At 34.1% G+C, this 26,657-nt stretch carries 20 protein-coding genes and 2 tRNA genes; 9 read left to right on the forward strand and 13 right to left on the reverse strand.

Annotation, left to right across the window (positions count from 1 at the left end):
• Window positions 1–27: 27 nt before the first annotated feature.
• Window positions 28–636 (reverse strand): uridine kinase, encoded by a 609-nt coding sequence (gene udk / locus HN014_RS14135; RefSeq protein WP_176029499.1) that lies wholly within the window; start codon window positions 634–636, stop codon window positions 28–30.
• 210 nt (window positions 637–846) lie between these two features.
• Complete coding sequence (locus tag HN014_RS14140; RefSeq protein ID WP_176029500.1) at window positions 847–1,932, reverse strand: anhydro-N-acetylmuramic acid kinase; 1,086 nt, start codon at window positions 1,930–1,932, stop codon at window positions 847–849.
• Between the two features lie 220 nt (window positions 1,933–2,152).
• Between HN014_RS14140 and HN014_RS14145 the strand changes: the two genes are divergently transcribed.
• The 3 genes from HN014_RS14145 (at window position 2,153) to HN014_RS14155 (ending at window position 7,021) form a co-directional block, all read left to right on the forward strand.
• Window positions 2,153–2,227, forward strand: a tRNA-Pro gene (locus HN014_RS14145).
• Window positions 2,228–2,862: 635 nt separating this feature from the next.
• On the forward strand, window positions 2,863–5,253 hold the full coding sequence (locus HN014_RS14150) for an outer membrane beta-barrel protein (protein ID WP_176029501.1): 2,391 nt from the start codon (window positions 2,863–2,865) through the stop codon (window positions 5,251–5,253).
• 679 nt (window positions 5,254–5,932) lie between these two features.
• Complete coding sequence (locus tag HN014_RS14155; RefSeq protein ID WP_176029502.1) at window positions 5,933–7,021, forward strand: DUF2652 domain-containing protein; 1,089 nt, start codon at window positions 5,933–5,935, stop codon at window positions 7,019–7,021.
• A gap of 5 nt (window positions 7,022–7,026) precedes the next feature.
• Here HN014_RS14155 and HN014_RS14160 read toward each other — a convergent pair whose 3' ends face one another.
• The 5 genes from HN014_RS14160 to HN014_RS14180 form a co-directional block, all read right to left on the reverse strand.
• Complete coding sequence (locus HN014_RS14160; protein WP_217704333.1) at window positions 7,027–7,620, reverse strand: DinB family protein; 594 nt, start codon at window positions 7,618–7,620, stop codon at window positions 7,027–7,029.
• 530 nt (window positions 7,621–8,150) lie between these two features.
• Window positions 8,151–8,327, reverse strand: a complete 177-nt coding sequence (locus HN014_RS14165; protein ID WP_176029504.1) for a hypothetical protein — start codon at window positions 8,325–8,327, stop codon at window positions 8,151–8,153.
• 196 nt (window positions 8,328–8,523) lie between these two features.
• Window positions 8,524–8,979 (reverse strand): tetratricopeptide repeat protein, encoded by a 456-nt coding sequence (locus HN014_RS14170; protein WP_176029505.1) that lies wholly within the window; start codon window positions 8,977–8,979, stop codon window positions 8,524–8,526.
• A 156-nt stretch (window positions 8,980–9,135) separates the two neighbouring features.
• Entirely contained in the window at window positions 9,136–9,615 is a 480-nt protein-coding gene (locus HN014_RS14175) for a thioredoxin family protein (RefSeq protein ID WP_254884013.1), read from the reverse strand.
• A 1-nt stretch (window position 9,616) separates the two neighbouring features.
• Window positions 9,617–11,983 carry a TonB-dependent receptor gene (locus HN014_RS14180; protein ID WP_176029506.1) on the reverse strand — a complete coding sequence of 789 codons (2,367 nt, stop codon included), beginning with the start codon at window positions 11,981–11,983 and terminating at the stop codon, window positions 9,617–9,619.
• 258 nt (window positions 11,984–12,241) lie between these two features.
• Here HN014_RS14180 and HN014_RS14185 point away from each other — a divergent pair, with 258 nt between their 5' ends.
• The 6 genes from HN014_RS14185 (at window position 12,242) to HN014_RS14210 (ending at window position 19,086) form a co-directional block, all read left to right on the forward strand.
• Window positions 12,242–13,540, forward strand: a complete 1,299-nt coding sequence (locus HN014_RS14185; RefSeq protein ID WP_176029507.1) for a cytochrome ubiquinol oxidase subunit I — start codon at window positions 12,242–12,244, stop codon at window positions 13,538–13,540.
• 5 nt (window positions 13,541–13,545) lie between these two features.
• Window positions 13,546–14,574 carry a cytochrome d ubiquinol oxidase subunit II gene (locus HN014_RS14190; protein ID WP_176029508.1) on the forward strand — a complete coding sequence of 343 codons (1,029 nt, stop codon included), beginning with the start codon at window positions 13,546–13,548 and terminating at the stop codon, window positions 14,572–14,574.
• Between the two features lie 39 nt (window positions 14,575–14,613).
• Window positions 14,614–14,688, forward strand: a tRNA-Pro gene (locus HN014_RS14195).
• 133 nt (window positions 14,689–14,821) lie between these two features.
• Window positions 14,822–15,889: a hypothetical protein gene (locus HN014_RS14200; protein WP_176029509.1), complete on the forward strand. Its 1,068-nt coding sequence runs from the start codon at window positions 14,822–14,824 to the stop codon at window positions 15,887–15,889.
• Window positions 15,890–16,346: 457 nt separating this feature from the next.
• Window positions 16,347–16,571, forward strand: a complete 225-nt coding sequence (locus HN014_RS14205; RefSeq protein ID WP_176029510.1) for a hypothetical protein — start codon at window positions 16,347–16,349, stop codon at window positions 16,569–16,571.
• Between the two features lie 262 nt (window positions 16,572–16,833).
• Complete coding sequence (locus HN014_RS14210; protein WP_176029511.1) at window positions 16,834–19,086, forward strand: S8 family serine peptidase; 2,253 nt, start codon at window positions 16,834–16,836, stop codon at window positions 19,084–19,086.
• A 98-nt stretch (window positions 19,087–19,184) separates the two neighbouring features.
• Here the strand turns inward: HN014_RS14210 and HN014_RS14215 are convergent, their stop codons facing one another.
• From HN014_RS14215 to HN014_RS14240, 6 genes are all read right to left on the reverse strand, one after another.
• On the reverse strand, window positions 19,185–20,120 hold the full coding sequence (locus HN014_RS14215; protein WP_176029512.1) for a DUF4249 domain-containing protein: 936 nt from the start codon (window positions 20,118–20,120) through the stop codon (window positions 19,185–19,187).
• Window positions 20,121–20,153: 33 nt separating this feature from the next.
• Window positions 20,154–22,535 carry a TonB-dependent receptor gene (locus HN014_RS14220; protein WP_176029513.1) on the reverse strand — a complete coding sequence of 794 codons (2,382 nt, stop codon included), beginning with the start codon at window positions 22,533–22,535 and terminating at the stop codon, window positions 20,154–20,156.
• A 316-nt stretch (window positions 22,536–22,851) separates the two neighbouring features.
• Window positions 22,852–23,670, reverse strand: coding sequence for an OmpA family protein (locus HN014_RS14225; protein WP_176029514.1), 819 nt, complete (start codon window positions 23,668–23,670; stop codon window positions 22,852–22,854).
• A gap of 207 nt (window positions 23,671–23,877) precedes the next feature.
• Entirely contained in the window at window positions 23,878–24,348 is a 471-nt protein-coding gene (locus HN014_RS14230; RefSeq protein ID WP_176029515.1) for a hypothetical protein, read from the reverse strand.
• Between the two features lie 182 nt (window positions 24,349–24,530).
• Window positions 24,531–25,262 (reverse strand): PepSY domain-containing protein, encoded by a 732-nt coding sequence (locus HN014_RS14235; RefSeq protein ID WP_176029516.1) that lies wholly within the window; start codon window positions 25,260–25,262, stop codon window positions 24,531–24,533.
• Window positions 25,228–26,655, reverse strand: a complete 1,428-nt coding sequence (locus HN014_RS14240) for a PepSY domain-containing protein (protein ID WP_176029517.1) — start codon at window positions 26,653–26,655, stop codon at window positions 25,228–25,230. The genes HN014_RS14235 and HN014_RS14240 overlap by 35 nt, the downstream gene beginning before the upstream one ends.
• Between the last annotated feature and the right edge of the window lie 2 nt (window positions 26,656–26,657).

Here is a 26,657-nt window from a genome sequence, read left to right on the forward strand (position 1 = left end):
TAATAGTATGGTGTAAAGGTACAAAAGTTAATTCAAGCGTTCGTTTATTATCGTTTTCATAATGTTTATGGCTACATTATTATATTGGTTATTAGGGATAATAATATCTGCAAACTCTTTAGTAGGTTCTATAAATTGTTGGTGCATCGGTTTTAAGGTATTTTGATATCGATCCAGTACTTCTTTCATATCTCTTCCGCGTTCCGAAATATCTCTTTTGAGTCTTCTGATAAGACGTTCGTCATTATCGGCATGTACATAAATCTTAATGTCCAACATCTCGCGGATTTTAGGATGTGTTAAGACTAGGATCCCCTCTACAATCACCACTTTATTAGGGTAGGTGTCGATCGTTTCGCTTGTTCTGTTATGCTCTACAAAAGAGTAAATAGGTTGGGCTATTTTTTGCCCTTTTTTTAAGATAGCTAGGTGTTCTGCCAGTAAATCAAAATCAATAGACTGAGGGTGATCAAAGTTGATCAATGTTCGTTCTTCATAGGTGAGATGACTGGTATCTTTATAATAAGAATCCTGAGAGATTATAGTTACCTTACCTGTTGGTAATTCATTGATAATTTGATTGACAACTGTCGTTTTTCCACAGCCGGTACCACCTGCAATACCAATAATGAGCATTTCTTGTTTTTTGTGCAAATTTAAAGATTGTATGTTAATATAAAACTTTTGTTAATAGATTTACTCGATAATCGAGATTTGATTTTTTGAAGACTACTTAAGAATCGAAAACATTTCTTATATAACGTGTGTACATAAAGAAGTCTTACCAGCTGAATATTCTAATATGGATTATCAATATTGGTCTTCTAGATTTTTATAAATGAGTTATCATGCCGGGAAAAAAATAACTCCAGAAGAGGAGTCTCTGGATGCTCCGGTAACGGATTGCAGGCAATTGACTTCATTTCTCTCTTTTAATACGCCCATAAAACCAAATAAAATTGCTTCTTTAAAATCAATAATAGTTTCTTCAGGAATGATTACAGTAGCGATGTTTTTTATTTTTTCCCGAAGAGAGTTTATCAAAAAACTATTTTTTGCACCCCCTCCAGTAATAAAAAGGGTAGAGGTCTTTCCTTTGGTGCATGTTCTTTTGATATCATTACTAATTTGCGTGGCAATGTGTAGTGTTGCTGTATGTAACAGATCAGGAACAGGGGCTTGATATTGCTCTAAAAGGGGAATAATTATCTCTGTAAACCATTCTTTGCCTAATGATTTTGGTGGAGACTGGTAATAATATGGTAATGCATCGAGTTCTTTTGCTAGTGTAGGAATGATTTTTCCGGATTGAGAAACGACACCATTATGATCGTATTCCATGTCAATTTTGGAAGATAAGTAGTTAAGCATCATATTGACGGGAGAGATATCATAAGCAATTCGCTTTTGTTGAGCTGTATATGAAATATTACTAAATCCCCCCAGGTTCAGGCAGTAATCGTATGCTCCAAATAAGAGCTGATCACCAATAGGTACCAGAGGAGCTCCTTGTCCTCCATGAAGTACATCATTCGTTCTGAAATCACAGATTACCTTATAATTACTAGCATTAGCCAAGTGTTGTCCAGAGCCTATCTGATATGTTACCCCTTTATCTGGTTGATGAAATACAGTATGTCCATGACTTGCTATAAAATCCACTTCTAATTTATGGGTTTTTATAAACTGAAGAACCTGTTTCCCTAACCAGGTGCCATATTCATTATGAAACCGTATTAACTCAAAAGCAGTAAGGTGCATACTATCTTGTAAAGATTTTTTTAACTGAGATGTATATGGCAGGCTTTGAGATTCTAACAGGCTAAAGGACCATACATCGTCAATTATTTCATACCTGGTAAAGGAAATATCTAACCCATCCAAAGAAGTTCCGGACATCAGTCCTATTACATGATATGTGTTGATTGCCATTTAGTGATGTTTTTAGGGGGTGTATTCTTGCCGAAAAATACAAATTAATCTATTGTAATTGATTTTGGAAAGTATAAAAAAAACAAGGATTTTAAGAGGGATACTAAGCGGAGATAAATAAAAAATTATGTAGAATATTTAGAAAGTGAAAATAAATAACATTTCCTGTATGAAATATTAAATATTTGTATATATTTGCCCCCGCAAAAGATAACTGCATCGGGGTGTAGCGTAGCCCGGTTATCGCGCCGCGTTTGGGACGCGGAGGTCGCAGGTTCGAATCCTGCCACCCCGACATAAAACCTGATAGTCATCGGATTATCAGGTTTTTTATTTAATAAGAAAAATGGATTAAATTTATTTTCTATATAATGCTTCATATACGCTGATATTGTACCAAGACTAAAATTGTGTTGATGCAAAAATCTGGTTCATCTAATAAAAAAGGGCACTATATTTTTTACGTATAAATGTTCTCTACAGTTGTAGATATTAAGCAAGGAAGGGATCTCTTTCCTGTATGGGGGCTTACCCACCAAAAAGTATTTCGAAGCATTAAATTAATTCTTCAATTGATTAAAACAACTCTTCGAGATAGTCCGATTAAGGCTTCGGGGAGCTAATATAAGGAGTAATAGGTATAATGATCGTATAGGCTATAAGGGAGAATGATGGGATTACAGTAACTCTTTTTCAAAAAGAATTCTTAGATGATTGTATTAAAATCATATGACTAGAAAATGATTCTTTTTTAATACTGTTTTTTATAAAAAAACAACTAATTTTTAGTAGTGATATTTGTACAAATACGGTATGTGTACTCCTGATAAAATGGTATGCCGTCTATGTACAGTATCTGTACGTCAATGTATTATCAATAGCATGTTTTCCTGAAAATCAATTCATAGTATTGTCTCAAATTTTATAACTATGAAAGGAGAATTACAACAGTTCTTATGCTTGGTATTGCTCATTAATACATTATTTGGAATCCATAGGTTGAAAGCACAGCAAGCAAAAGTAATAACAGGAGGGATTAAAGGAGTTATAGTAGATGCAAGTACCCAAAGTCCTATTCCATATGCGACTATTGTAGTAAAATCAAAACAGGATCAAATTACTCTTACCGGAGGGATTTCTAATGATAAAGGGAAGTTTGAAATCGAAGCGATCTCTTCAGGAGATATTGTGGTGTTGATTCAGTTTATTGGATATAAAACGATTCGCAGAGAAATTAGCCTGAAGAATACCATTGAAGATATGGGAATCCTTTCTCTTTCTGAAGAAGCACAAGCCTTGGCAAGTGTGGATATTATAGCAGAACGTTCTACAATAGAACAGCGAATAGACCGTAAAGTAATTAATGTAGGAAAAGATCTGACCACTGCAGGAGCTTCTGCAGCAGATATTATGAGTAATATACCATCAGTAGATGTTGATCAGGATGGGAATGTTTCCCTGAGAGGAAATACCAATGTCCAGGTATTCATAGATGGAAAGCCAACCAACATTAGTAGTGATCAACTATTACAACAGATTCCATCTACTTCTATCAAAAAAATAGAATTGATTACCAATCCTAGTGCGAAGTATACCCCAGAAGGAATGAGTGGAATTATTAATGTGGTTTTGCGCAAAGAAGTTACTACAGGTTTCAATGGGTCTGTAAATACGGGATTTATTGTATGGGATCATATACAGTTTAATGGGAGTACAGACCTTAATTATAAAACAGGAGATATCAATATATATGGAAGTTATGGAACAAACCTGAGAAAAAGAAGAGTGATCGGAAATATTCGTCGTCCTCTGGATGCATCCAATGAGGACTGGTATTCTAACAGAGATGGGAATTCACAGTTGTTTAAAATTGGGTTAGATTACACGATTGGCAAAAAAAGTAAATTGTCATTATATACAAATCAGAATATTTTTGAGAATGATATATTGGCGGATAATCAGGTGTCGTTTACTGGAGCTACAGCATTTATTAATCAGCATTATACTAGTCTCAGAGAAAATACAAATGCGAGTTATAATATTGATTTTAAACAGGAATTTAATAAAGGACAAACTCTGGAGTTTGAAGCAGATTATAATCGGTATAAGGGAAGCGATAATGCTGATTTTTCTGTAGGGAATGAGCAGGGAAGCAATATTTATCTGGAAGATGTTTCTGATACCCGTGATAATACGGTATTAAATCTGGACTACGTATATCCGATATCTAAGAAAACAACTTTGGAAATAGGAGCAGAAGCCAGATTACAGGAGATAGATAATACGTTTATGACTACAAATCTTCATAATGAAGATGCAACCTATAGTTACTCGAGAGATATTTATTCTTTGTATACCACTTTTGGACAAAATTTAGGAAAATGGAGTTATCAGTTGGGAGCGCGCTTCGAAAACTATGAAGCGACAGGGGATTTTAAGGAAAGTAATAAAGAGCCACAGCTTTTTGAAGATGTAATTTTTAGTATATATCCTTCTGCTTTTATCAAGTATACTCCTAATATAGAAACACAAAATAATTCTTATCAGCTCAGTTACAGCAGGCGAGTAGATCGTCCTGGTTTAAATCAGATTACTCCTATACGGGTATGGTCTTCTGCACGAGTTACTAATGTAGGAAATCCCAGTCTCAATCCACAGTTTACCAATTCGATTGAAGCTAATTATACCCGACGATTACCAAAAGGAAGTATTACCACAGGCATATTTTATCGCAGTATCTCTGATGAGATTACCCGGTTTGCATTTCAGGATCCGGAATTGCCTGCTCAAATTTTATTTTCCTATAATAATTATAAAGACAATACCGCTTATGGGTTCGAAATTTCCGGTAGTTATAAACCCTTTAGCTGGTGGAATGGCAATGTTAGTTTTGATGTATATGCACAAACCCAGAAAGGAGTTACTGAAGGAGAAGAAATAGCAGTTGATAATGTGTTATACAATATGCGAATGACCCATAGTTTCAAAGTGAATAAAAAATTCAGTTTACAGCTATTCGGGATGTATAGAGGGGCTAATGATAACTTGCAATATGAGACAAAGGCGCTCTATTTTGTCAATGCAGGAGCACGATACAGTTTTGCTAATCGTAGCGGGACTGTCAGTCTGAATATGAATGATGTGTTTAATACTCAACAATTCTCATTCAATGCATATCGACCAATTACACAAATAGGTACGTTTAACTGGAACAGCCGAACAGTATATTTAGGACTTTCTTATCGGTTTGGGAAAAAACACACCGGATTAAAACGAAAGAAACGAGATGCGAATGAGAAAAAAGGAGGAGATTTTTTATAAAGAAACATTAATCATAGTAATGGTTAATTACTTGTTTGTTTGAAGAAGCCTGATGACTTTAATAGTTGTCAGGCTTTTGATTTAAGAAAGGATACTTTTGAAGATCATTGTTATAGATTTGATTTGGGGAAGATTCGTAAAGCTATTATTTCTAGATAATTTATTTAATCAGAGACGTTTCGATACGTTGTTTTGTTTTTAATTATTTTATCGTTTATAGATGTAGAGCCACAATAAAATGATTATTTGCCATATTGATAAGTAAATATCAATGTTATATTTTATTAGGTTTTTATACTCTTATTAAATAAGAGAATTTCCAATGAGTGGGTAGGTGTTTGGAGGAGTATTTTGTTTAAATTTTTTAAAAATATAAAAGGAGGCATTTCTTTTGTTAAACGATATTCTTTGTTTTTGATAATATCGATATCAGAATAATTACTGTCGAGATACATGATAAAACTGTTGAGGGCAGAGGAGTTTATTGATATCACCAAAGAGTATAAAATACCCCATGGCTGACCTTGAAGTTGAAAAATTGTTTCTAATAAATGCTTTGCAGGCTTACTCTGAAATAGTTTGCTTAAGTCGATTGTTGAACCGATAATTTTGGAAGAAAAAATAAATGTGTAACTTGTTTTCTTAGATATATAGTATTTTCGCCAGCTAAGGATACAGTATGGACAAGTCATTATTATTTCTTCCGGACATTTCTGGTTTTACGGAGTTTGTACAAACAACAGAAGCCAGACATAGTGAACATGTTATAGCCGAATTATTAGAAGTACTTATAGAAGCTAATATGTTAGATTTGGAACTGGCAGAGATAGAAGGAGATGCGTTGTTTTTCTATAAAGAAAATGAGGTTCCGGATGCAGAAACGCTATTTGCTCAGGTGGAGCGTATGTTTACAGATTTTTACAGTCATTTGGAGGTATTGAAGAAAAACAGAATTTGTCCTTGCCAGGCCTGTTCTTTAGCACCAAACTTACAGCTGAAGATCGTTATCCATAGTGGAGTACTACAATTTATAAATGTCAAAGGAAAACGGAAACCTTTTGGGAATCAGGTAATCGAGGTACATCGATTATTGAAGAATGATGTGCCACATGATCAATATGTTTTATTGAGTTCATCTCTGGCAGATTCTATTGCTGTTTCGGAAGGTTTTAAAAACAAATTATTTACTTTTTACAAGGGAGCAAATGAATATGATGGGAAAGTACTTCCATATCTCTATTCAGAAATAGAAAAAGAAGACCTGCAATTAATTCCTTTTTCCAAGGGAAGAACAGTGAATTTTGATGTTTTACCAAGTTTTGTGATTAAGCAACAATATCCAATATCAGCAACGCAACTTTTAGAATATATTACAAACTATTCATATCGCCATTATTGGACTGAAGGTGTTGATAAGGTAACGTATAATGAAGAGGAAGTGACACGACTGGGAACTGAACATGTTTGTGTGATTAATGGCAAGCATTTTGACTTTACAACAGTCGTAAAGGAAGGAGAACCGGGACAGTTGGTTTATGGAGAGTATACGACGAGTTTACCACCGGTGGATGAGCTATATCAATTTTTTGTGATTACACCAGTCACCGAGCAATCCTGTATTTTGGAGCTGGAGGTATATATAACAACAAAGTCGTGGATAAAAAAAATGGTACTCTTTTTATTGGTAAAAAAAGAAATAAAAAAGAGTGGGAAACAGGCATTACATAGCCTACATGAATTTGTAGTTAGTAATAGTAATGCCCGTTAGTTATTTTATGAACGGTTCTTTCCTGTAAATACACTAACTTTAGGATTCATAGGATTGCCAGCACTTCTTCTAAAGGATACGATCTGTCCTACATGGTAAATAGCATCTGCAATGGGACCATTCATCATATTCCAATAAGGATATGTAATTTCTTTATCTCCTCTTTTGAAAATAATAGTTAAGGCTGCAAGTTCTTTTTCATTTTTACCTCTAATAAGCTGACTGGCCTTTTGTAGATTCAGCAAGGTTTGTTTTCGAGTCTCAGCAAATGTACGGGCAGGTGCATCAGCTTGTTTTTCATTAGGACGGTTTAAGGAAGCGTTGAGAATAGTGGTAGATAGATCATAGATATGTTCTAATGTCTCAATGGCATTTCGGGCATCAGCAGAAGGAGAGAAATCCAGTTCTTTTTTTGTTAACCCTTCAGTAGCCCAGTAATATCGATATCCTAGCCCGTCAATAAACCTAGCAGCGACACTACCAGGACTATATTGCTCTGGAGCATCCGGAATCTGATGATAGGGTAATGTTTCGGAGGTATTTTGTGCATATCCCATAGAAAAAAATAAAATAGAAAGTGTAAGAAGTGATGATTTCATAATGTATTTCATGTGTTTATAATAATGTTTAGTAGTTGCATAGAACGAACCAGATATTTATTTTTAATAGATGTCAAATTTTTTTTCATGGCTCGCTTCGTATATTGATAGACTGATGCGTTTTTGGTAAAACCAGAATCAATTCTTTCTTTAATTTTAGGTAGTATGCCGAATTGTATGAAAATTTCCTTCGTGTTATAAGGAGATAAGGTCAATGTAGTGCCCCTATCTTTTATATTGTATTGTATGTGTTTTGCTGAATTCGAGAAGGGGAAACAGTTTGTATGCTCTGTTAGGAGGAGCACTTCTTTGCAATTGGTTATAGAATTAACCTTTTTTGTAGAAAAAAGACAGACATATTTAGCATCAAGTAGGATCATACTCTTAATTATGATAAGATAATTTAATACAAAATCCTAAATATAAATAATATGTAGTTTTTAGGAGGAGATTTTAAAAAAGTTATAACAGTATTAAGAGTACTTCTTTTGAGCTAAATATGTCTGAAAAAAGCATGGTTTAATGATTTTTTACTTAACCTGCTTTTGCTTTATATATTTAATAGCATTTGTTAATTGTGCTACTTTACGGAGTTGAGCACTGGCATGTGTCATATTTTTTTTCATCAACTCTTCCTTTTTGATCGTTCTTTCCAATTTTTTCTTTTCCTGCTCCAATATTTGAATTGGGTATGTTAAGTTTTTCATCTATACAGTACGTTTTTAGTGTGTTTTAATAAAAATCCTATTTGTCTTATTTCTTGTTGGTTACTAGTTTTATAAGATGGTTTGTATCTAAAAATAAAATAGATACTTAAGAGACTTGACAAAACATCAAGCGTTTCAACATGTTGATTTTACATATGATAAAACTATTGTCTTCCTGCAAAAGGTAAACGCCTGATTAATGAAAATAGTTTTTATTGATCTGAATTTCTTTTAATAAATCTGCAATCTTATGTCGACGGTCTGTTTTTTCGCAAAAGGCATTATATGTCAATAGAACCCTGGGGAATTCACGCCTGATAGTGGCATCTAGATTTTGGTGAACGTTTTGGTTCTCGGATAGGTATACAATAAAGAAAATAGCACGTCTGTAGAGTGTATCTGCCTCGTTGAGCTTTCCTATTTCCCAGTAGGTATTGGATAAATTATTACAAGAAATAATAAAAGTGGAGACAATGGGAATTCCAAATTGCAAGCTGCTAAACATATGCCGAACAAGTTTGGAAGCTTCGGAAAAAGCTTTTGTATAGTGAATAATAGCTTTTTCAAATTTACCTTTGCTAAACAAGGCATTTCCGGAAATGGTGTATACTTTCCATTGATTTTCTATATGAAGTAATTCTGATGTACTCATAAGTGAAATAAGTTTTTTAATGATTTGTGTATTACATGAGCGTTCTTGTTTAAGGACCGGAAAGGTCTGTTCTATAATTCTTTTTGTATTGATTTTGGTAAAAAAGGAATTAAGAGCATTGAGTAGTTTTATTGCATAGGTTGTTTGTTTATAATTTTATAAAGCGTTTAGTAATTTTTTGCTGTCCAGATATTCAAAAAAACGTTTTTTAACGCTAAAATTTTCATCGAGAATGACCATAGCTGGAAGTGAAAAAGGATATCCCTTTCTACTAGCAAGTAGTAAAGGGATATCGTGTATTGCATTTCGTTTTGTTTTGTGATGTTTATTGATAAAGTTGGTTCCGTCAAAACTGATGGTGTCTTTTTGCTCCGCATTCATTTTTACGGCATAGTATTCTTTGTTAATTTTAGCAATTACTTCCGGTTTGGTAAATACCACCCGATCCATTTTCTTGCAATACACGCACCAGTCAGTATAGAAGTCAATAAATACTTTTTTGGATTTTACTTTTAAAGAATCATCTAATTGTTCAAATGTGATCCAGTGAATTTCTTCATGTTTCTGAGAGAAAATCAATAATGGAAGCAAGTATAAGATTCCAGTAATACTATGTTTTTTAAAAAGCGACATCATATTAATGCATTTTACCAAATTTTATACCAAAAAAGAAAGTTCTGGGAGCCGCAGGACCGTAAATATAATCAGAATCCCTACTTGCTCCAGTATCAAAATCATCCTGATAACTATTAAACATATTTTTAACTCCTCCACTAAAAGTTAGCTGAAAATCATTTGTAATATCTATATGGTATTCTAATTTTAGATTCAGATCATAAAAAGAATCACTTTCTACAAGCTCCATAAACCCAGAGTCACTAATTACATGAGGAACAGTCATGGTACCAGTATATGTTCCTGTAAAATCAATATTCAAATCTTCTAATGGAATCCAGGAAAGATTAAAATATCCATAGGTTTCTGGATTTCTGATGAATTTATCCACACTGATGTTCGTTTCTCCCGGGACACTTCCATCTGTTTCAAAAAGCAATTGTGTTTCTTTATATTTTGATTGCTGATAAGTTCCTCCAATCTGAAATTGCCATTTTTTTGAAGGAGAAACCCCAATTTCAATATTAGAACCGTATACAGTGGCACCTGATCCATTTCTCACCTCCTCAAGGATAGATCCATTAGGTAATGCAGCACCTGTACTAACAAGGGTAAATGGATCTTTTAATTCAGTAAAAAAACCTTCTACGAGAAAGTCCGTTTGTACCTTATTAAAGTTTTTGCTGTAATTCAAAGATCCCGTATACGCATTAGAAAATTCTGTAGACAGATTTTCCGATAGTATAACAAATTGTGGTTCACCTCCTACAGAAGAAATATGAAGGTCTTCATTAAACGCTTGCGGAGACCTAAAACCTCTGGCATACCCTCCTCTGAACTTTAATGCATTGCTGATTTGATAGGAAAGTGTTATTCTAGGGCTTAGCACAGTTTGGTCTACGGAAACCGTTCGGGAGATTCCTCCGATGTTGTAATCTCCTTCTACCTTCACATTGTCCAAACGTGTTCCAACAAGAGCGGTGAATTGCTCTGTAGGCTTCCACTCATATTGTGCATAAGTACCAATTGTTTTTACATTTTGATCAATTAACCGGTTGTATCCTGCAATAGCATCTTCTGTATCACTGATATTGTACTCTATTCCAGCAGTAAGAATATCTTCATTACTGAAATTTTGAGTAAACTGAATCCCGCTAACAATAGCTAAATCTTTGGTGTTTCCATAAGAATTACTCGCTAAGATACTGTCTTGTGCAGTTCTTTCGCCTCCCAGACCTCCGTAAAAGCTATCTCTGTTCGTGTACTGCGCAGAAGAATATATAGAGAATTTGTTTGTTAATTTCTTATTCTGAAGATCATATGCAATACCTCCTAGGAAGGTAGTATGATCTAATTGTTCTGTAATATCTGTAAAATGAGGAGCTATATCGAGTTGATCCCCACCTCTTCTAAATTCTTTTAGAGAAGTTATATCCAGCGAGAGTCGGCTTCTTTCATTTGGTTTTAAATAAGCTTTTGCTCCAAATGTATTATTCGTTAACGTGGTTATTTCAGTAAAACCATCTCCATTGGCATCAAATTCTTCCCGGTCTCTATAGGTCCCGAAAAGGGTGATACCGCTCATGAGGTCATCGCTAACCATTGAAGAATTAAAAGTCACTGTACGATCCGGGGCTTTTCCATCGATTAAGCTTAGATTGGTACCTATTTCCCAGGAATTTAATACTGGGTCTTTGGTAATGATATTTACGGTACCTGCAATGGCATTAGAGCCATACAAAGCAGACCCTCCACTACGCACAACTTCTACGCGGTCTATAATATTAGTAGGAATTTGCTCTAGTCCATAGACGCTATTTAAGGCACTGAATACAGCTCTACTATTCACTAAGACCTGTGTATAGCTTCCGTCCAGCCCATTAAGTCGAACCTGGGTAAAACCACAGTTTTGACAATTGGTTTCTACCCGAACACCAGGGGCGTAATTCAATCCATCTGCTAAGGCTATAGACTGTGTGGCAGTTAATAGTTTAGGACTAAGAACATTGACAACTACAGGAGCTTTTTTTCGATTAACCCGATTTCGGGTGGCACTTACGACTACCTGTTCCAGGTTTAAACGATCCGGAGTTAAGTCAAAGTTCTTGGTAATACTTTCACTATTTTTTATTTGCACATTGGTATATAATGTAGTGTATCCCATGAGTGCAATTGTTAGTTTATAGTGTCCTTCCGCTAATGCTAGTTGGTATTCCCCATGTTCATTAGCCGATGTTCCTGTAGAAAAGTCTGTTCCGTTAACTTGAATAACGGCATAAGCTAATTCTTGACCGCCAGCGGTAATTTGACCCTTTAGGGTGGTCTTTTGACCGTATATAGAAGATATGGAACAATAGAGCATACTTAAGAGTATAACGTAATATTTCATTTTTTTGATTTCATGTGTTTAGGTGATGCAAATATAAAAAGTTAGTCATGTCTAACAAATTTATTTAGATTAATTGTTTATTAAAAACTAAAGAATTTGATATAGGGAGTTTAAAGAAAGAAGAAAGGAGTAAAATACCTGTGTATTACAGGTTATTTTTAATCAATAAAAACTAATAAAAAACCATAAGTATAAGGGGATTGAGTCGTATCTTTATATGCGATAATCTGAAGTGAATTCTTTCTTAAATTTTAGTGTATGGAAAATCTTGATGCGGCAAGACTCCAAATGGCATTTACCCTAATATTTCATATTGTTTTTGCATGTATTGGGATGGTAATGCCTTTTTTTATGGTGGTATCTCATTATAAATGGTTAAAAACAAGAGATGCTGTTTATCTGAAACTTACCAAGTCCTGGCAAAAAGGGGTTGCTATTTTTTTTGTAACAGGTGCGGTTTCTGGTACAGCATTATCTTTCGAATTAGGTCTATTGTGGCCGGAATTTATGAAACATGCAGGTCCTATTATAGGAATGCCATTTTCATTAGAAGGGGCAGCCTTTTTTGTAGAAGCTGTCGCATTGGGGTTTTATTTATATGGGTGGAATAAGTTACCAGAAAAATTTCATTGGTTTACAGGAGTCATTATTGGATTGTCTGGGGTTTCTTCTGGGATATTAGTGGTAGCCGCCAATGGATGGATGAATGCCCCGAGCGGGTTTGATTATATTGATGGAGAGTTTTTAAATATTGATCCGGTACAAGCATTGCTTAATCCAGCCTGGTTTACACAAGCATTGCATATGGTACTGGCAGCGTTTACGGCAACTGGTTTTGCTGTAGCAGGAGTACATGCATATCAGATTTATAAAAAGAAAAAAGTAGCTGTTCATAAAAAGGCATTTAATATTGCCATTACTTTTGGTGCTATTGCAGCAATATTACAACCCATAAGTGGAGATATCTCAGCAAAAGATATCGCAAAAAGACAACCGGTAAAACTAGCAGCCATGGAGGCTCATTATACTACAGAAAAAGGAGTCCCTTTATATATAGGAGGAATTGTGAATCCAGAAACCCAGGAGGTATCTTATAAAATAGAACTCCCTAAGATGCTATCATTTTTGGCATTTGGAGATGTGAACGCAGAAGTAAAAGGGTTGAATGATTTTCCAGAAGATGAACGTCCCAATGTTCCGGTGGTTCATTATTCTTTCCAGATAATGGTAGGAATCGGAGGACTTTTAATGATGATAGGAATCTTTTACTTTATTTCCAGAAAAAAGAAAAAATGGCAACAACGTACAGTATACTGGTTGTTATTTGCAATCATTTCTCCTTTGGGGTTTATTGCGTTAGAGGCAGGTTGGATTGTAACAGAAGTTGGGCGCCAACCCTGGATTATTCATAAAATTATGAAAACTAAAGATGCTGTGACGCCAATGCCAGGTATCGTTTTTAGTTTTTACAGCTATCTGGTTGTTTATTTATTGTTGACAGTAGCAGTAACCTGGCTAATGACTCGACAAATTAAAGTGTTAAACTCTTCAAAGTAAGTGATATGTTATACGTTGTTTTATTTTTCCTCTTTTTTGCTTTATATCTATACGTAGTGCTGGGAGGAGCTGATTATGGAGCAGGAATTGTAGAGTTATTCTCCTCTGTAGAAAATCAAAAAATAACAAAAAAGACCATTTATAGAGTAATGGGACCTGTATGGGAAGCGAATCATATTTGGATTATCATTGTGATTGTTATTTTATGGGTAGGTTTTCCTCAATATTATAATATCATGGTGGTGCATCTGCATATTCCATTAACAATGATGTTGTTGGGAGTGACGTTGAGGGGAGTGGCCTTTGTATTTAGGCACTATGATGCCATTGTGGATGACTCACAGAAATTATACGATACACTATTTAAAATATCCAGTTTTATTACTCCTATGTTTTTAGGGATGATTTTCGGAGGGCTGGTTAGTGGGGATATTCATTTAGAGGCAGTAAATGCAACTACAAGTTTTTACGATGTTTTTATCCAGCCATGGAGTTCCATATTCAGTATTCTGATAGGAATGTTTTTTACTGCTTTATGTGCTTTTTTATCAGCTGTGTTATTAATAGGAGAGTCAGAGCAGGAAGGAAAGAAGATGTATGTGAGAAAAGCCATGATCGCTACAGCTGTTGTTTTTCTGGTAGGAGGGTTGGTATTTGGGTATGGGATTTATTTTGAGTACACATTTATTGTAAAAATAATTCAAACCCCATTTGCTATAGCACTACTCGGGATATCAGGAATATTACTTGTACCGATGTGGTTTCTGATAAAAGGAGGAAATGTAATCTGGAGCCGATTTTTTGCCGGACTACAGGTGTTTTTAATTTTATTAGCTGCATTTATAGCCCATTTTCCTCATATAATATTAGTTGATGGATCAAGTGTTAGTTTATTAGAAAAGATAGCGCCGGATAGCGTAATTTCTACCTTAGCAATTACTTTGTTAATTGCCGGTCTAATTGTTTTACCTGGATTATTCCATTTGCTAAAATCTTTTAAGATGATTAAAATTCTAGAGAAAAATAACCCTTAGAATTCGGAAAGGATTATTATATTTGCGTCTTTGAAAAAACGGGATGTAGCTTAGTCCGGTTAAAGTGCTGGTCTGGGGGACCAGAGATCGGAGGTTCGAATCCTCTCATCCCGACTGCCGCAAGTCATTTTGATGTCTTGCGGTTTTTTGTTTTTTTAACTTTTGTAATGTTTTTAATTTGGTAACAATTTCAATACTTAAAACATTAATTATATGTAAATTGAAATTTATCAAAAAAAACAAATAAGTGAGTACTATTAAATTTGGAATACGCAGTGTACGCTTAAAAAGCTATTCACTAAGGGAATTAGGTCTTGAAAATGAGGTAAATGCTAAAATGAGAGTTGAATATAGACAAAACTATTTCCACCTTCATTTTTTACCTCTATTTCCTACTACGAAAGTATTGAGATTACGAAAAGAAGATCAACAGTTATATGAAATTCCTGAACATATTCGTACAGTAATAGCATCTCAGATTAAAGAAAAACCTAAAACACCCTGGTATACATTTTTAGGCCCTATAATTTTGTTAGTAGGACTAACTTTTTATTTTGGGAATTTAGGGATAAAAAATTATCAAACTAAGGCATATTATAAAGAAAAATTTAACCAGACAAGAGATCATAGCCTTCAGCTACTGGATAGTCTTGATACTCATGTGTATTTTAAAATTAGAGATACAAAAAGGTCATTCCGAACAGATGGGTTATATGCTAAAGTAGAGAATATTTATAAGGATAGTATACAATTAGTAAAATTGCATACGGATCTCAAATATGATGAAGATAGACTTTCTTATCAAGTTCAGAAGTACTATGAGACATATGCCGCTAATTTACCAGCAGAATGGGTGTCAATAGATACACTAAAAAAAGCAATATTACGAGAATACGGATCTTCGAGTAAAAATAAAGGGATTCATATTTTCGAAACTACAATGATTATAGAAGAGGCAGCCTCAATTTATAAAGAACCTTATCTAGTCACAGATGGTAAAGGAGTGGATTATATTAAAAAACAAATGTCTTTACGATTAAAAAACTATGGTTGTGAGGCAATTATTAGTAAAATACATTTAAAAAAAGGAATGCTGAAATGGGATCAGGAATTTCCAATAGATTTCAGCAAGTATAGTTCTAATACATATAGTAAGCTAACTATTTATGCTACTTATGAAAATAAAGAAGAAGAGTATGAGTTTATTATTGACCTGAGAGATGATGAAAATATGTTACATCAATATGAGGTCAAGGGAACTTTAGAAAATGGTTTTAAGTTAAAAAGAATTCGATCGGGAAGTAAAAGAAAGTAATGAGAGAAAGATAGTTTTTACATAAAAGTAAAGGTTATATATTGAAGGTGAGTTCATAAAAAAGTCCCTTTTGTCCCAAAAGAACTGTTGTAAATCAAGCAATTTTACATAAAATTATAGAAGAGAAAATTAATTATAAATGAATTTTTCTAGTACTAAATAGAAAGAAAAAATCTTTGTATCATCTAAAAAAGGCTCTCTGATCAATATTATAATTTACTAAAGGACTGCAAAGACGGAAATGGAGCTACTTTCCGTGAAAAAAAGTAGTTGATAATCTCATAATTTTACAGGATATATAAAAAGAACTACGAACCGATAACCTGATTAAATGCATAAGGTTTTTTAATGATGTTTTTTTAACGTGTTGTATACGAGTATTTTGTGAAAATGGCACAAAAAATGCCATAGATAAAATAACCAACATTGATTATCAAATACCTTAAAACTTAAAAACATGCTAAAGAAAAGAACAAAAAAAATTATAAGAGCAATTAAAAACACAGCAGCCTACAAAGCGAGAAGTATAGATTATACTGAGCATGATGATAGAGTAGTGGTGTATAACAATAATAAGAGTGATCACGAAGATTTTGTAGCAATCTATGCAATTTTACCTCTAACTGCTTTCAAACTTAGAATTAAAGCCTATAAATCTAAAGTATATCTGGAAGTAAAGTAACCATCGATATATTGAGATAAGAAAAAAGAACTCTTGAAATTTTCAAGAGTTTTTTTATTGCTGCATTTCAAAGGGTGCCTATTTACATTATAAAAGGTTTTTGTGATTTTTTATTAAAAAAATGTAAGAGTTTTATTAAAATATGTTAAAATAAAATACTGAATTATTGATGGTTAGCTAATTTGTGTACTTTCATAATATCATTTAACCAAACTTATATATAACTATGAAACAGATGATTAATTTAATGCTGTGTCTATGTATGACCAGCATTTTTTATGCGCAAAGTAGTGATCCGCTAAAAAATCAACTTTATGTACTGGATGATGTAAATGAATATAAACTTCTGGTGAAGTTTAAGTCAGCATTGATGCCAGTTGTAAACAAGGGGGAAGTAGCATTATTGAATTCCTCATTTAGCGAGAAGTCCTCCAAGAATTTGAGAGGGCTTTTTTTTAGACCTTTAATTGAATTCACGGAAGCCCAAAAGGCAGCATTAAGGAGTCCGACAATGCGAAGCCAATCGGATGAAAAAGGATTCAATATTTTAGATTTTGCAGGCTTGTGCGAAGTGCAATCTTCTATAAAAGATAAGCATGCATTATTAGCTTTGGGAAAAAAGCTAGAAGAATTAGAAGAAGTTGAATACTGTGTATTGGAGCCAGTTAAATCTCCTCCACCTCCTGGTTTTTTCTCATTTGCTCCAACCCCGGATTTAACTGCCCGGCAAGGATATAGAAAAGCAAATCCAGGAATAGATGTTGATTATGCCTGGTCAGTTGGTGCCATGGGGCAAGGAGTAAAAATTACAGATATTGAATACAGCTGGGGGAAATTAGATCATGAAGAGTTTGTAAATCAGGGGATGTCATATGTTACATCGCATTATACAGACAATTACAAAGATCATGGAATTGCAGTGATGGGTATTCTGGTAGGAGATGAAGATAACGGAGTGGGAATTAAAGGAACAGCTCCAAAAGCAACCGGAAGAGTAATTAGTGAAATACAAGGACGAGCTACTGCGATCTTAAAAGCAGCTCAAAACTCTCAGGCAGGAGATATTATTGTATTAGAAATGCAAACCGGGGGACCCGATGGAAAACTAGCTCCTGCAGATGTTAATCAATCTGTATGGGATGCCGTAAAATCAGCAACAGATGCTGGAATTTTAGTAGTAGCTGCTGCTGGAAATGGAAATGCAAACCTGGATAGCTCTTCTTATAGTTCCTATAGAAACAGAGGAGATAATGGAAGTATTATAGTAGGAGCAGGAAGCTCTAATACTACTCATTCCAAACTAAATTTTAGCACATATGGACAACGAGTAAATGTTCAGGGGTGGGGACACAATGTTTTTACCACAGGATATGGAGATGTAACCTATGATAATGATTATAGAAAAGAATATACTGCGAGGTTTAATGGAACCAGTTCAGCGACACCGGTTGTAACCAGTGCAGTAGCTTGTATTCAATCATATGCAAAAGAAAAATTAGGAAAGAATATTGCTCCCAGAGAGATGCGAGAATTATTAATTTCCACAGGAATTGCTCAGGGAAGTGGTGGTCATATCGGACCGATACCAAATCTAAAAGCAGCAATTAAAAAGATTTCTGATGGTAGCCCGGGAATCAATGCCCCATCAAACTTAACTGCCAGAAGTACTTCTAACAGCGAAATACGGTTGCAATGGAAAGACAATAGTACAGACGAAACTGGATTCAAAATAGAACGTAGTACGAATGGAACCAACTTTACAGAAATAAAAAGCGTAAGAGCTAATGCCAGTTCATATACAGATACAGGTTTACAAGCAGGAACGACTTACTATTATAGGGTAAAAGCGTTTAACAACACGAACCAGTCGACGTATTCCAATACAGCAAAAGCAACGACCAGTGGAGGAGGGGGAATGACTACAGTGAATTTTGAACTAAAATTGGATAATTATCCGAGAGAAACTTCCTGGGAGGTTAAAGATGCACAAGGAACTGTATTGTATAAAGGAGGTAACTATGGAAGAAGGGGACAACTGATTAAAAAAACATTTGAGTTAAAAGATGCTTGTTACAATTTTGAAATCAAAGATACGTATGGGGATGGGATTTGCTGTAGCTACGGTAATGGTTATTACAAATTATCAAATAAAGGAACTGTACTGATAGAAGGAGGAAACTTTGCAAGTGTAGATACAAAGAGGTTTTGTATTCCAGCTACTACTTTAGCTAAATCAGGTATCGTTACTGAATCTATAGAACCATTATCCGGGCAGGATATCCGCGTGATTCCTCCAAAATATAGCGAACTAGCTAGTATAGAATTTGTAAAAGTAAAGAGTAAATATGTAGACTTAGCCGTTTATAATGTTGGTGGAATTTGCGTTTTTAAGAGAGACAATCACCCTACAAACGAGACAGTATCTTTTAATACAAGTGCATTACCATCTGGAATTTACTTATTAGAAGTATATGAAAGCGGAAAAAAGAAAGTATACAAATGGGTTAAAGAGTAAAATAAACCTCAATTAATTAGATAATATTGCTCTAATAGAAAAGCTCCTGATAGAATCAGGAGCTTTTTGCATTAATAAAGATATGGTTTAGGTAGTATTTAGAAAGTAAACACCTCTTCTGTAATTTGATATGATGAGAAAACTCCTTTTCCTCCATTGACATTAGAAGGAATAGTAATTGGTTCTACAAAGATTTCATCTTCGAAAAATTCTTGTTTTTTTATCGCCTGGTGGTACTCAAAATAATTTTTATCTACCGTGAGAATTTTTACCGTTACCTTTTTTACTTCTCGGGTATTTCCGGTTATTCCTTTTGCTTTTAAGAAAGCACCATCCCGTCCTGCATCGCTGATATACTCCCTCGTGTCATCTTCTATCCCAAAATCATCTTCTTCGTAAAAGAGGTGGTGATTAAAATCGAATTGAGTCAGGTTTATTTCGAAAGAATTGTCAATATCTTCAACATCTTCATTTGCTATAGCGATCACATGATAAAAATTTTCTTCAGAAGCAATATCTTTCCAGCTAATTTCAGCACTGAGATAGGTGCTACTACCGAATCTGGCTTCTTCTTTTTTGATGATAGGTTTTTCAAGCTCTGTACTTGCATTACCAGGTATTGTTGTACTGGCAGTGGCTGTTTTAGCCAAAGCAGTTACTTCTATCGTATAAGTTTCTCCTGCCAGAATAGGGAAGTCTTTGGATGCGACTACATATTTTTTGCTTGTAGGATTGTATGGAACCGTTATGTCTTCATTTTTTGAATTTTTTAAGGTTACAGATGCATCTTTAATCAAAAAATCTTCTTCTGGGATTTTAGGATTGTTTAAGACTACAGATAAGGGAAATGTTTTAGAAATCTCCACCTCTATCAAATCATTTTGAGGGGCGATAAAGCTAGTAATCACAATTTCATTATCAGTAGATAAAAAAGATCCGATATCAACCGGAGTAACAAAAGTATCTTCTCCGCAGCTGCTCATCAATAATGATAGCAATAAAGTTCCTATCAGGCTGTGAATATATGTTTTCATAATTCGTTTGTTTTATAAGGATAGTGTTGTTGATTAAAACTCATACTTGTAAGTGATTGATGGAATAATTGGGAGAATCGAAATTCGATTGAGCTCTCTGACACCATTTTTTCTTTTAAATATATAAGTGAATGGGTTTTTTCTGAAATAAGCATTGTAGATGCTAAAATCCCATGTTCTGGTTCCTCTTTTTTTCTTTTTATGAAATTGAATCGAAAGATCAAGTCTATGGGTACTTTCTCCTCTAAAGTTATTGCGCTCTTCGTAGTTTTTAGAAATTCCTCTATTGTTAAAAATGTTGCTTTGACTGAGATCGTGTCTATCATTGATAGGCGTTTTAATCTCACCGTTTGGTAAGGTATAATTACTACCTGAAGCATAAATCCATGAACCGGATAATGTAATTTTTTTACTGGGTTTATAAATTCCAACCAAAGAAACATCATGCCTACGATCGTATCGGGCAAAAAAGCGTTTCCCTTGGTTGAGTTCATCAAATTGCCGATCTGACCAGGCGAGAGTATAGCCAATCCATCCTGTAAATTTACCAAACTTTCTCTGTAATAGGAACTCTAATCCATAGGCTTCTGCCTCTCCTGATACGACATTATCCTCCCAAGTTTTTTCGCTATCCTCTCGTGCATCAAATATAAAATCAGTTCCTTCTTTATACCCTATAACATTGTTGGATTTTTTGTAATACCCCTCCAGTGATAAGGTAAAGTTTTCATCGATAAAGTCTCTGGAGTATCCCAGTGCAACCTGATGAGAGCTTTGTGGTTTTACCCGATCGGTCGAAGACACCCAAAGATCAGTTGGTAGACCAATTCCTGAATTGCTCAATAAATGAATGTATTGATTCATAGAAGAATAAGAAGCTTTTACAGCAGATACATCATTTAATTTATAAGCGAGGGATACTCTAGATTCCGGGTTGATATAGTTTAGAGATTTGTAATTAAAACTACTCACACGTATTCCGAGATTCGTTTTAAAACGTTCAGAGATTTTCCATTCATCTTCTACATAAACAGCGGATTCTATAGAACGAAATTCAGTTTTGGATCGGTTATCAGGGAATCCCTTTTCCTTAATAACGCTGGTATGTGGTGTAAAGTTATGATGCAATGCTTGTGCACCAAATCGCAAATGATGGTTTAATGAAGGAAAATAATCAAAATCTAGTTTTACACCAAGGTCTGTAATTCCGGAGTGGAATTTGGCATCATACTGCTGATTGGAATATTCCTCTTCAACATCCAGGAAGAATTTGAAATTACTGTAAATTAATGATGTATTCGAAAACAATTTATCATTAAATTGATGGTTCCATCGAATCGTTGCTGTTTGATTTCCCCACCCTAGCCGGGTTTTGTATTTTTCATTGTCATAATTTTCTTTTAATTTGAAAATATCACGTCCCATATAACTACTTATATAGAGTTTGTTTTTACTGTCGAATTCATGATTTATTTTTGCATTTAAGTCATAGAAATAAGGAGAAACCTTGCTCTCAGAAGTACTCGCTAATCTGGTAAACAGATCTAAATAGGTTCTTCTTCCTGAAAAAAGAAATGAAGTTTTTCCTTTTTTGATTGGTCCTTGAAGTGTAATATTGGACGAAAGTAATCCAATACCAAATTTACCGTGAAGTTCATTTTTATTTCCATCCAGCATTCGTATATCTAGTACAGATGATAATCGACCTCCGTATCTGGCAGGAAATCCTCCTTTATACATTTCTACGGATTTAATAGCATCTCCGTTAAATACAGATAAAAAACCAAATAAGTGATTCGCATTGTATACAGTTGCATCATCCAGAATAAATAAATTTTGATCAGGACCACCTCCTCGTACATAAAGCCCCGAACTTCCTTCTGATCCGGCACTGACTCCTGGCATTAACTGAAATACTTTCAACACATCTTTTTCTCCCAGTAAGGCAGGAATATCCTGAATTTGTTCAACTGGTAACGATAAAGTACTCATTTGTACTTTGGATGAAATCCGTTCATTTTTTCTCGAGTCAATAATGACTTCATCTAATAGGTTACTTTCTATAGTTAAGTCAATGTCTTTTTGGATATTTTGGGTTAATGAGATGGTTGTTGTAACTGTTTTGAAACCAATATATGAGTAGTTAACATCATACGTTCCCAAAGGAAGCGTTAATGAATAGAAGCCAAAATCATTGGTGACAACTCCTTTTTTTAGAGCAGTGATGTATATAGATACTCCTGGTAACAGTTCGCCGCTTCCACTTTCTTTTACATATCCGCTGATGGTATATTTTTCATTATTTTCCTGAAATGAATACCCTTTTTGGATAATACCAGCTACCAGAAATAAAAAGATAGGTAGTATCAACCGGGTTTTGCAGTAGCCGCATAGTTGTTTTTTATACGAGATCATGTTTTCCTCCTTTAATCATTAGGTATTGAATTGTTTTTATTATTGATACTTTTTCGTCTTCTTGTTTTGAATTTCAAAAAAGTATGCAATTTTTAAAGGCCTTTGTAAACAAGTCGCAGGAAATAGAGAACACCCCTATAAGAGAGAAAATAAAAAGGTATTTCCGTATATGAAAAACGGTTTTTTATTGTATGTTTTTGATAATTAGTTGTGTAAAAAAAACGCCTGATGTATAAAATCAGGCGCTTTACAAAAATAAATCAGTATTTTTTTGTGTAGAAAGGATACTCCCTTTAAAAAAACTTTAACAGGTAGTTTATTTCATGCTTTCTTTGATAGTATTGTAAAAGTGATCAAATTTAGGGTTGATGGCAATCCGTGTAGAGGTTTCTATACTTTCAGAACCATATTCACTTTTAGCGATGAGGTCAATTCGTTTAGGATCTACTTTGTATTTATTCTGAAGTGTTCTGATAACCTCGGCAGCTTGTAAGCTACTCAAATCCCAGTTGTCTTTGATAGTCTTATTTTTAAACTCTATCGCATTGCTGTTTCCTTCTACATAAATAGAAAGGTCAGGAGTACTATTAATCGTATTAGCAATACTCTCTAACGTAACTTTGGCTTTATCGGTTACTGTGGTATTATCATCATTACCAAATAAAAAACTATTGGCTAAGGTGATATAAATTGTTCCTTTTTTTACACCAATGGAAGCTTCATTGGCAGCAGCTCCTTTCAGGTTGTTTTTAAACAGTGTTAATACAGCAAGTCTGGTAGAGTCACTACTACTGATAGCTTTATTAACGGTATTTAATTGCAAATCTTTTTCTTTAATCGTTTCCAAAGATTTTTCTAAGTTTTGAGCTTTCTTTTTAGAGAGTTCCGTGAAATTTCCCATGTTAGCCAGTAAAGAAGCATTGGTTTCTCTTAGGTCATTCACCTGATTTTCTAAGGATTGTACCTTAGATAAACCTACTTTTTCTTTTTTTCGGGACTCGTGTAATTCACTTTTTACAGTGTTTATTTCTTGTCTTAATTTATCTATTTCGGCAAGTAAATCTTTCTTTTTCTGAGCAGTTATGGAGGAAAGCCCTAAGATAGAAATGGAGAAGAATACAATAATTTTTTTCATCGGTTACATTATCGGTTTTTAATACATACCCTTTTTTATAAAAGTTATATTTCTACGACTTTTAACGGTTAAATGGGTTTCTATATGCTAAAGTAAAATATTTTGATTAATAAAAATAACGAGATCATGGTATGATCTTATATAAAAAGCATGATTAACTGTTTGTATAATCATGCTTTTTAATTTTTTTTTCAGAAAAATGATATGCTATTTTCCGAGTAGTTTTTTGGCATTTTCTATACTGCTATTAATTTCATCACGAAGCTCGCCGACAGCAACTTTTTCTTTTTTTAATAGTGCTAGTTTAGCTACGTAATCAAATTTTTCTTCTTCATGTGTTGCTTCATCATGCCCATCTCCATGATCATGCCCATGACCAGAGGAGAATTTTCTACCAAAATCACTCATCCATCTCATCATATGATCATATGATTTTTTTAACTCTAATTGAGATTTTTCATATACTTTGCCTTGAGCGGTAGTATCAATTTTTGGTTTTAATTCCTTAATTAAGGAACTGATTTCTCCCATTCTGGGCATTACTTCATCATGGATGTCTATAACTTGCTTCATTAAAGCATCAAACTCTTTTTCTTCTTTGCTTTGCGTTTCTTTATTACAAGAGATGAAAAACAAAGTCGTAAGACATATACAGATGATTCCTGATATTTTTTTCATGGTGCAATAGTTAATAAGGTGAATTTAAATTAATGTTTTTGGTATTTTTTTCTTGAGTATTCTCTCGTTTGTATTGTTTGGCAATTTTATTCATTTTTCGTTCTTGCCATGCAATACCTATTATACAGAGTATAATAGCAATTAAAAAAAAGGATAGTAGCATATGTTCTTGCTTTGTGGGGTTATTTTTTTTTATTTAATGTTTTAGAAGTTAATATATATAATAGAAAACCGCTCATAATAGTGAACAGCCCAAAAATAGAAAATATCCTCAAAACCCAGTTATTCATATTGTCTCTTTCTTGATAATCCATGGTGTGTAGCATCCATAGAAAATCAAATATTCTCCATTGATTATTCCTAAAAGTTTCGACTTGAAAACGCGGTTCGGATACATAAATTGTGGTATTTGCCGGTTTATCAAAACGAATAGCGTAAGCAGGAAGCGGGCGTCCCCTGTATTCGTGATGCTTGTTGGTTGTAGTAATGCGTTCTATATTAGTGATTTCTGAAGCGATTGATAACTTTTCTTTGGCGATTAATGCTGCTTTGTTTTCAGACATTTTTTTTGCTTTCTTTCCTGTTATCGCATTGAATAAAAGATACTGCTTCTGATGACCTTGTGTATATGTTACTTCATAGTATAGAGTATCCAATACTTTTTTTAGCCGGACATCTAGTACAGGGGTATGATTTGGTATGTGGTTATATAGCTGCGAATATGGAGCTATAATACCTTTGGGAATTGTAATAGGAGTTTTTTCTTTTTTTAGATTATCTCCTCTTATTTCGTCAATATTTGTCCAACTAAAATACAGCCCTCCTATGGTCCATAAAAAGAATTGTATCCCGAGCAATAGTCCCAGGTAACGATGCCACTTACGCGTATTTCTTACGAGTTTTCTTTTTTTCATTTTTTTGATAATAAATGGATAATCCAAGAATAGAAACAATAGCTACCATTAGGGTAATAACGATCATAATACCGTTTCTGGTATCTTTTCCCAGAAAGTCTAGATAATGATATTTATGCAGAAAAGCAAAGCTAAACCCTTCTCTTCTAGCTGAAGCATCCACTTTTGAAGCAAGTCTATCTGTGGTTGTTTCTACATAATAGGTGTCTTTTTGAACTGTTTTATACGCAATTTTCCATACAGGAAGCCGCTTGTTTATAAAACCGTATTCTCCAGAGAAACGTGCTATTTTTTGAGGAGTGTTCTTTTTTGCGTCTTTCAGTCCAGAGAAATAATCAGCTAAAAAAAATGCGTGTTTTGCATTCCCTTCTTTTTCAATAGATCTGGTGTTTAGGTGTAGGTATGCCACTTTTTTCTTAGCAGAAAAAACCTGAATAAAATTTTGCTGGTCAAAAGAAGTCAAGCGAAAGTTTACAGGAGTATGTGAATTTTTTTCGACAATATCTGTAAGAGAGAATTGCAGTGTTTTCGAGTCATATACTTTAGAGTATCGTTTGGCAGGACCGGAAACCATATCAAATTTTACAAATGCATGATATAATCCACTAAAAGCAAAAAGCATCATAAAAATCGAAATGGTCATTCCCGTAATTCTATGATATTTCCTGAATTTACTCTGCCTGGAAGTAGCAATAGTACGTTTGTATTTTTTCCAGAAGGCAGTATAAAAAATAACCCCGGAAAGAGCAGTAAGTAAACTGAGTAGTGCCAAAACAATAATAAGTGTCAGCTTAACAGCTTTGCTAAACCAGATAAAATCCCAGTTGTGCATCATATTAAATGCATAGAGCATTATTATTCTGGTACGATCATTAATGGTTCCTAATCTGCTGGATGGTGTGTGAACATATACATCTTTGCCATTTTCAAAGCGCACTTTGTAGACCGGTAATAATCGGTTAATTTCCCGATAGGTATTAGTGAAATTATGAAGTAGTGTAATTTCTGAAATCGGTAGTTCTTGTTCTCCAGAAAAATGACGTGCTAATACTTTTGCATATTGTTGATCTCCATGTGTCAGAGGAATATGCGTTTGTGTTTCTATATATGCCAATGTATTATCTGGTTTTTCAACTTGATAATACTGTTTATTCAGCATTGAGACCATCCGTATATTTTTGATTTCCGGCAGTTGGTTTTTTGTAAGAATGGTACTGATCAGGCTACTATCTGTTTCTTTTGTGATAGGAATGGTATGAACTCGTCTATTCGCAATATCAGGCTTAATCCACCCCATTATTGGGTGCAATACTCCACTGATGGTCCATAGAATCATAGGAATTAGAACCCAAAGCCCTAATTTTTTATGCCATTTGTACAGTTTAGCGATCATAG

The sequence above is a fragment of the Aquimarina sp. TRL1 genome (assembly GCF_013365535.1).
Lineage (GTDB): Bacteria > Bacteroidota > Bacteroidia > Flavobacteriales > Flavobacteriaceae > Aquimarina > Aquimarina hainanensis.

Bases quoted from the DNA above. Each gene is read 5' to 3' on its own strand.
- HN014_RS14210 (WP_176029511.1), top strand. From the start codon at position 16,834: ATGACCAGCATTTTTTATGCGCAAAGTAGTGATCCGCTAAAAAATCAA.
- HN014_RS14185 (WP_176029507.1), top strand. From the start codon at position 12,242: ATGGAAAATCTTGATGCGGCAAGACTCCAAATGGCATTTACCCTAATA.
- HN014_RS14150 (WP_176029501.1), top strand. From the start codon at position 2,863: ATGAAAGGAGAATTACAACAGTTCTTATGCTTGGTATTGCTCATTAAT.
- udk (WP_176029499.1), bottom strand. From the start codon at position 636: ATGCTCATTATTGGTATTGCAGGTGGTACCGGCTGTGGAAAAACGACA.
- HN014_RS14170 (WP_176029505.1), bottom strand. From the start codon at position 8,979: ATGAGTACATCAGAATTACTTCATATAGAAAATCAATGGAAAGTATAC.
- HN014_RS14235 (WP_176029516.1), bottom strand. From the start codon at position 25,262: ATGAAAAAAAGAAAACTCGTAAGAAATACGCGTAAGTGGCATCGTTAC.
- HN014_RS14180 (WP_176029506.1), bottom strand. From the start codon at position 11,983: ATGAAATATTACGTTATACTCTTAAGTATGCTCTATTGTTCCATATCT.
- HN014_RS14155 (WP_176029502.1), top strand. From the start codon at position 5,933: ATGGACAAGTCATTATTATTTCTTCCGGACATTTCTGGTTTTACGGAG.
- HN014_RS14225 (WP_176029514.1), bottom strand. From the start codon at position 23,670: ATGAAAAAAATTATTGTATTCTTCTCCATTTCTATCTTAGGGCTTTCC.
- HN014_RS14230 (WP_176029515.1), bottom strand. From the start codon at position 24,348: ATGAAAAAAATATCAGGAATCATCTGTATATGTCTTACGACTTTGTTT.
- HN014_RS14240 (WP_176029517.1), bottom strand. From the start codon at position 26,655: ATGATCGCTAAACTGTACAAATGGCATAAAAAATTAGGGCTTTGGGTT.
- HN014_RS14215 (WP_176029512.1), bottom strand. From the start codon at position 20,120: ATGAAAACATATATTCACAGCCTGATAGGAACTTTATTGCTATCATTA.
- HN014_RS14140 (WP_176029500.1), bottom strand. From the start codon at position 1,932: ATGGCAATCAACACATATCATGTAATAGGACTGATGTCCGGAACTTCT.
- HN014_RS14165 (WP_176029504.1), bottom strand. From the start codon at position 8,327: ATGAAAAACTTAACATACCCAATTCAAATATTGGAGCAGGAAAAGAAA.
- HN014_RS14205 (WP_176029510.1), top strand. From the start codon at position 16,347: ATGCTAAAGAAAAGAACAAAAAAAATTATAAGAGCAATTAAAAACACA.
- HN014_RS14175 (WP_254884013.1), bottom strand. From the start codon at position 9,615: ATGATGTCGCTTTTTAAAAAACATAGTATTACTGGAATCTTATACTTG.
- HN014_RS14220 (WP_176029513.1), bottom strand. From the start codon at position 22,535: ATGATCTCGTATAAAAAACAACTATGCGGCTACTGCAAAACCCGGTTG.
- HN014_RS14160 (WP_217704333.1), bottom strand. From the start codon at position 7,620: ATGAAATCATCACTTCTTACACTTTCTATTTTATTTTTTTCTATGGGA.
- HN014_RS14190 (WP_176029508.1), top strand. From the start codon at position 13,546: ATGTTATACGTTGTTTTATTTTTCCTCTTTTTTGCTTTATATCTATAC.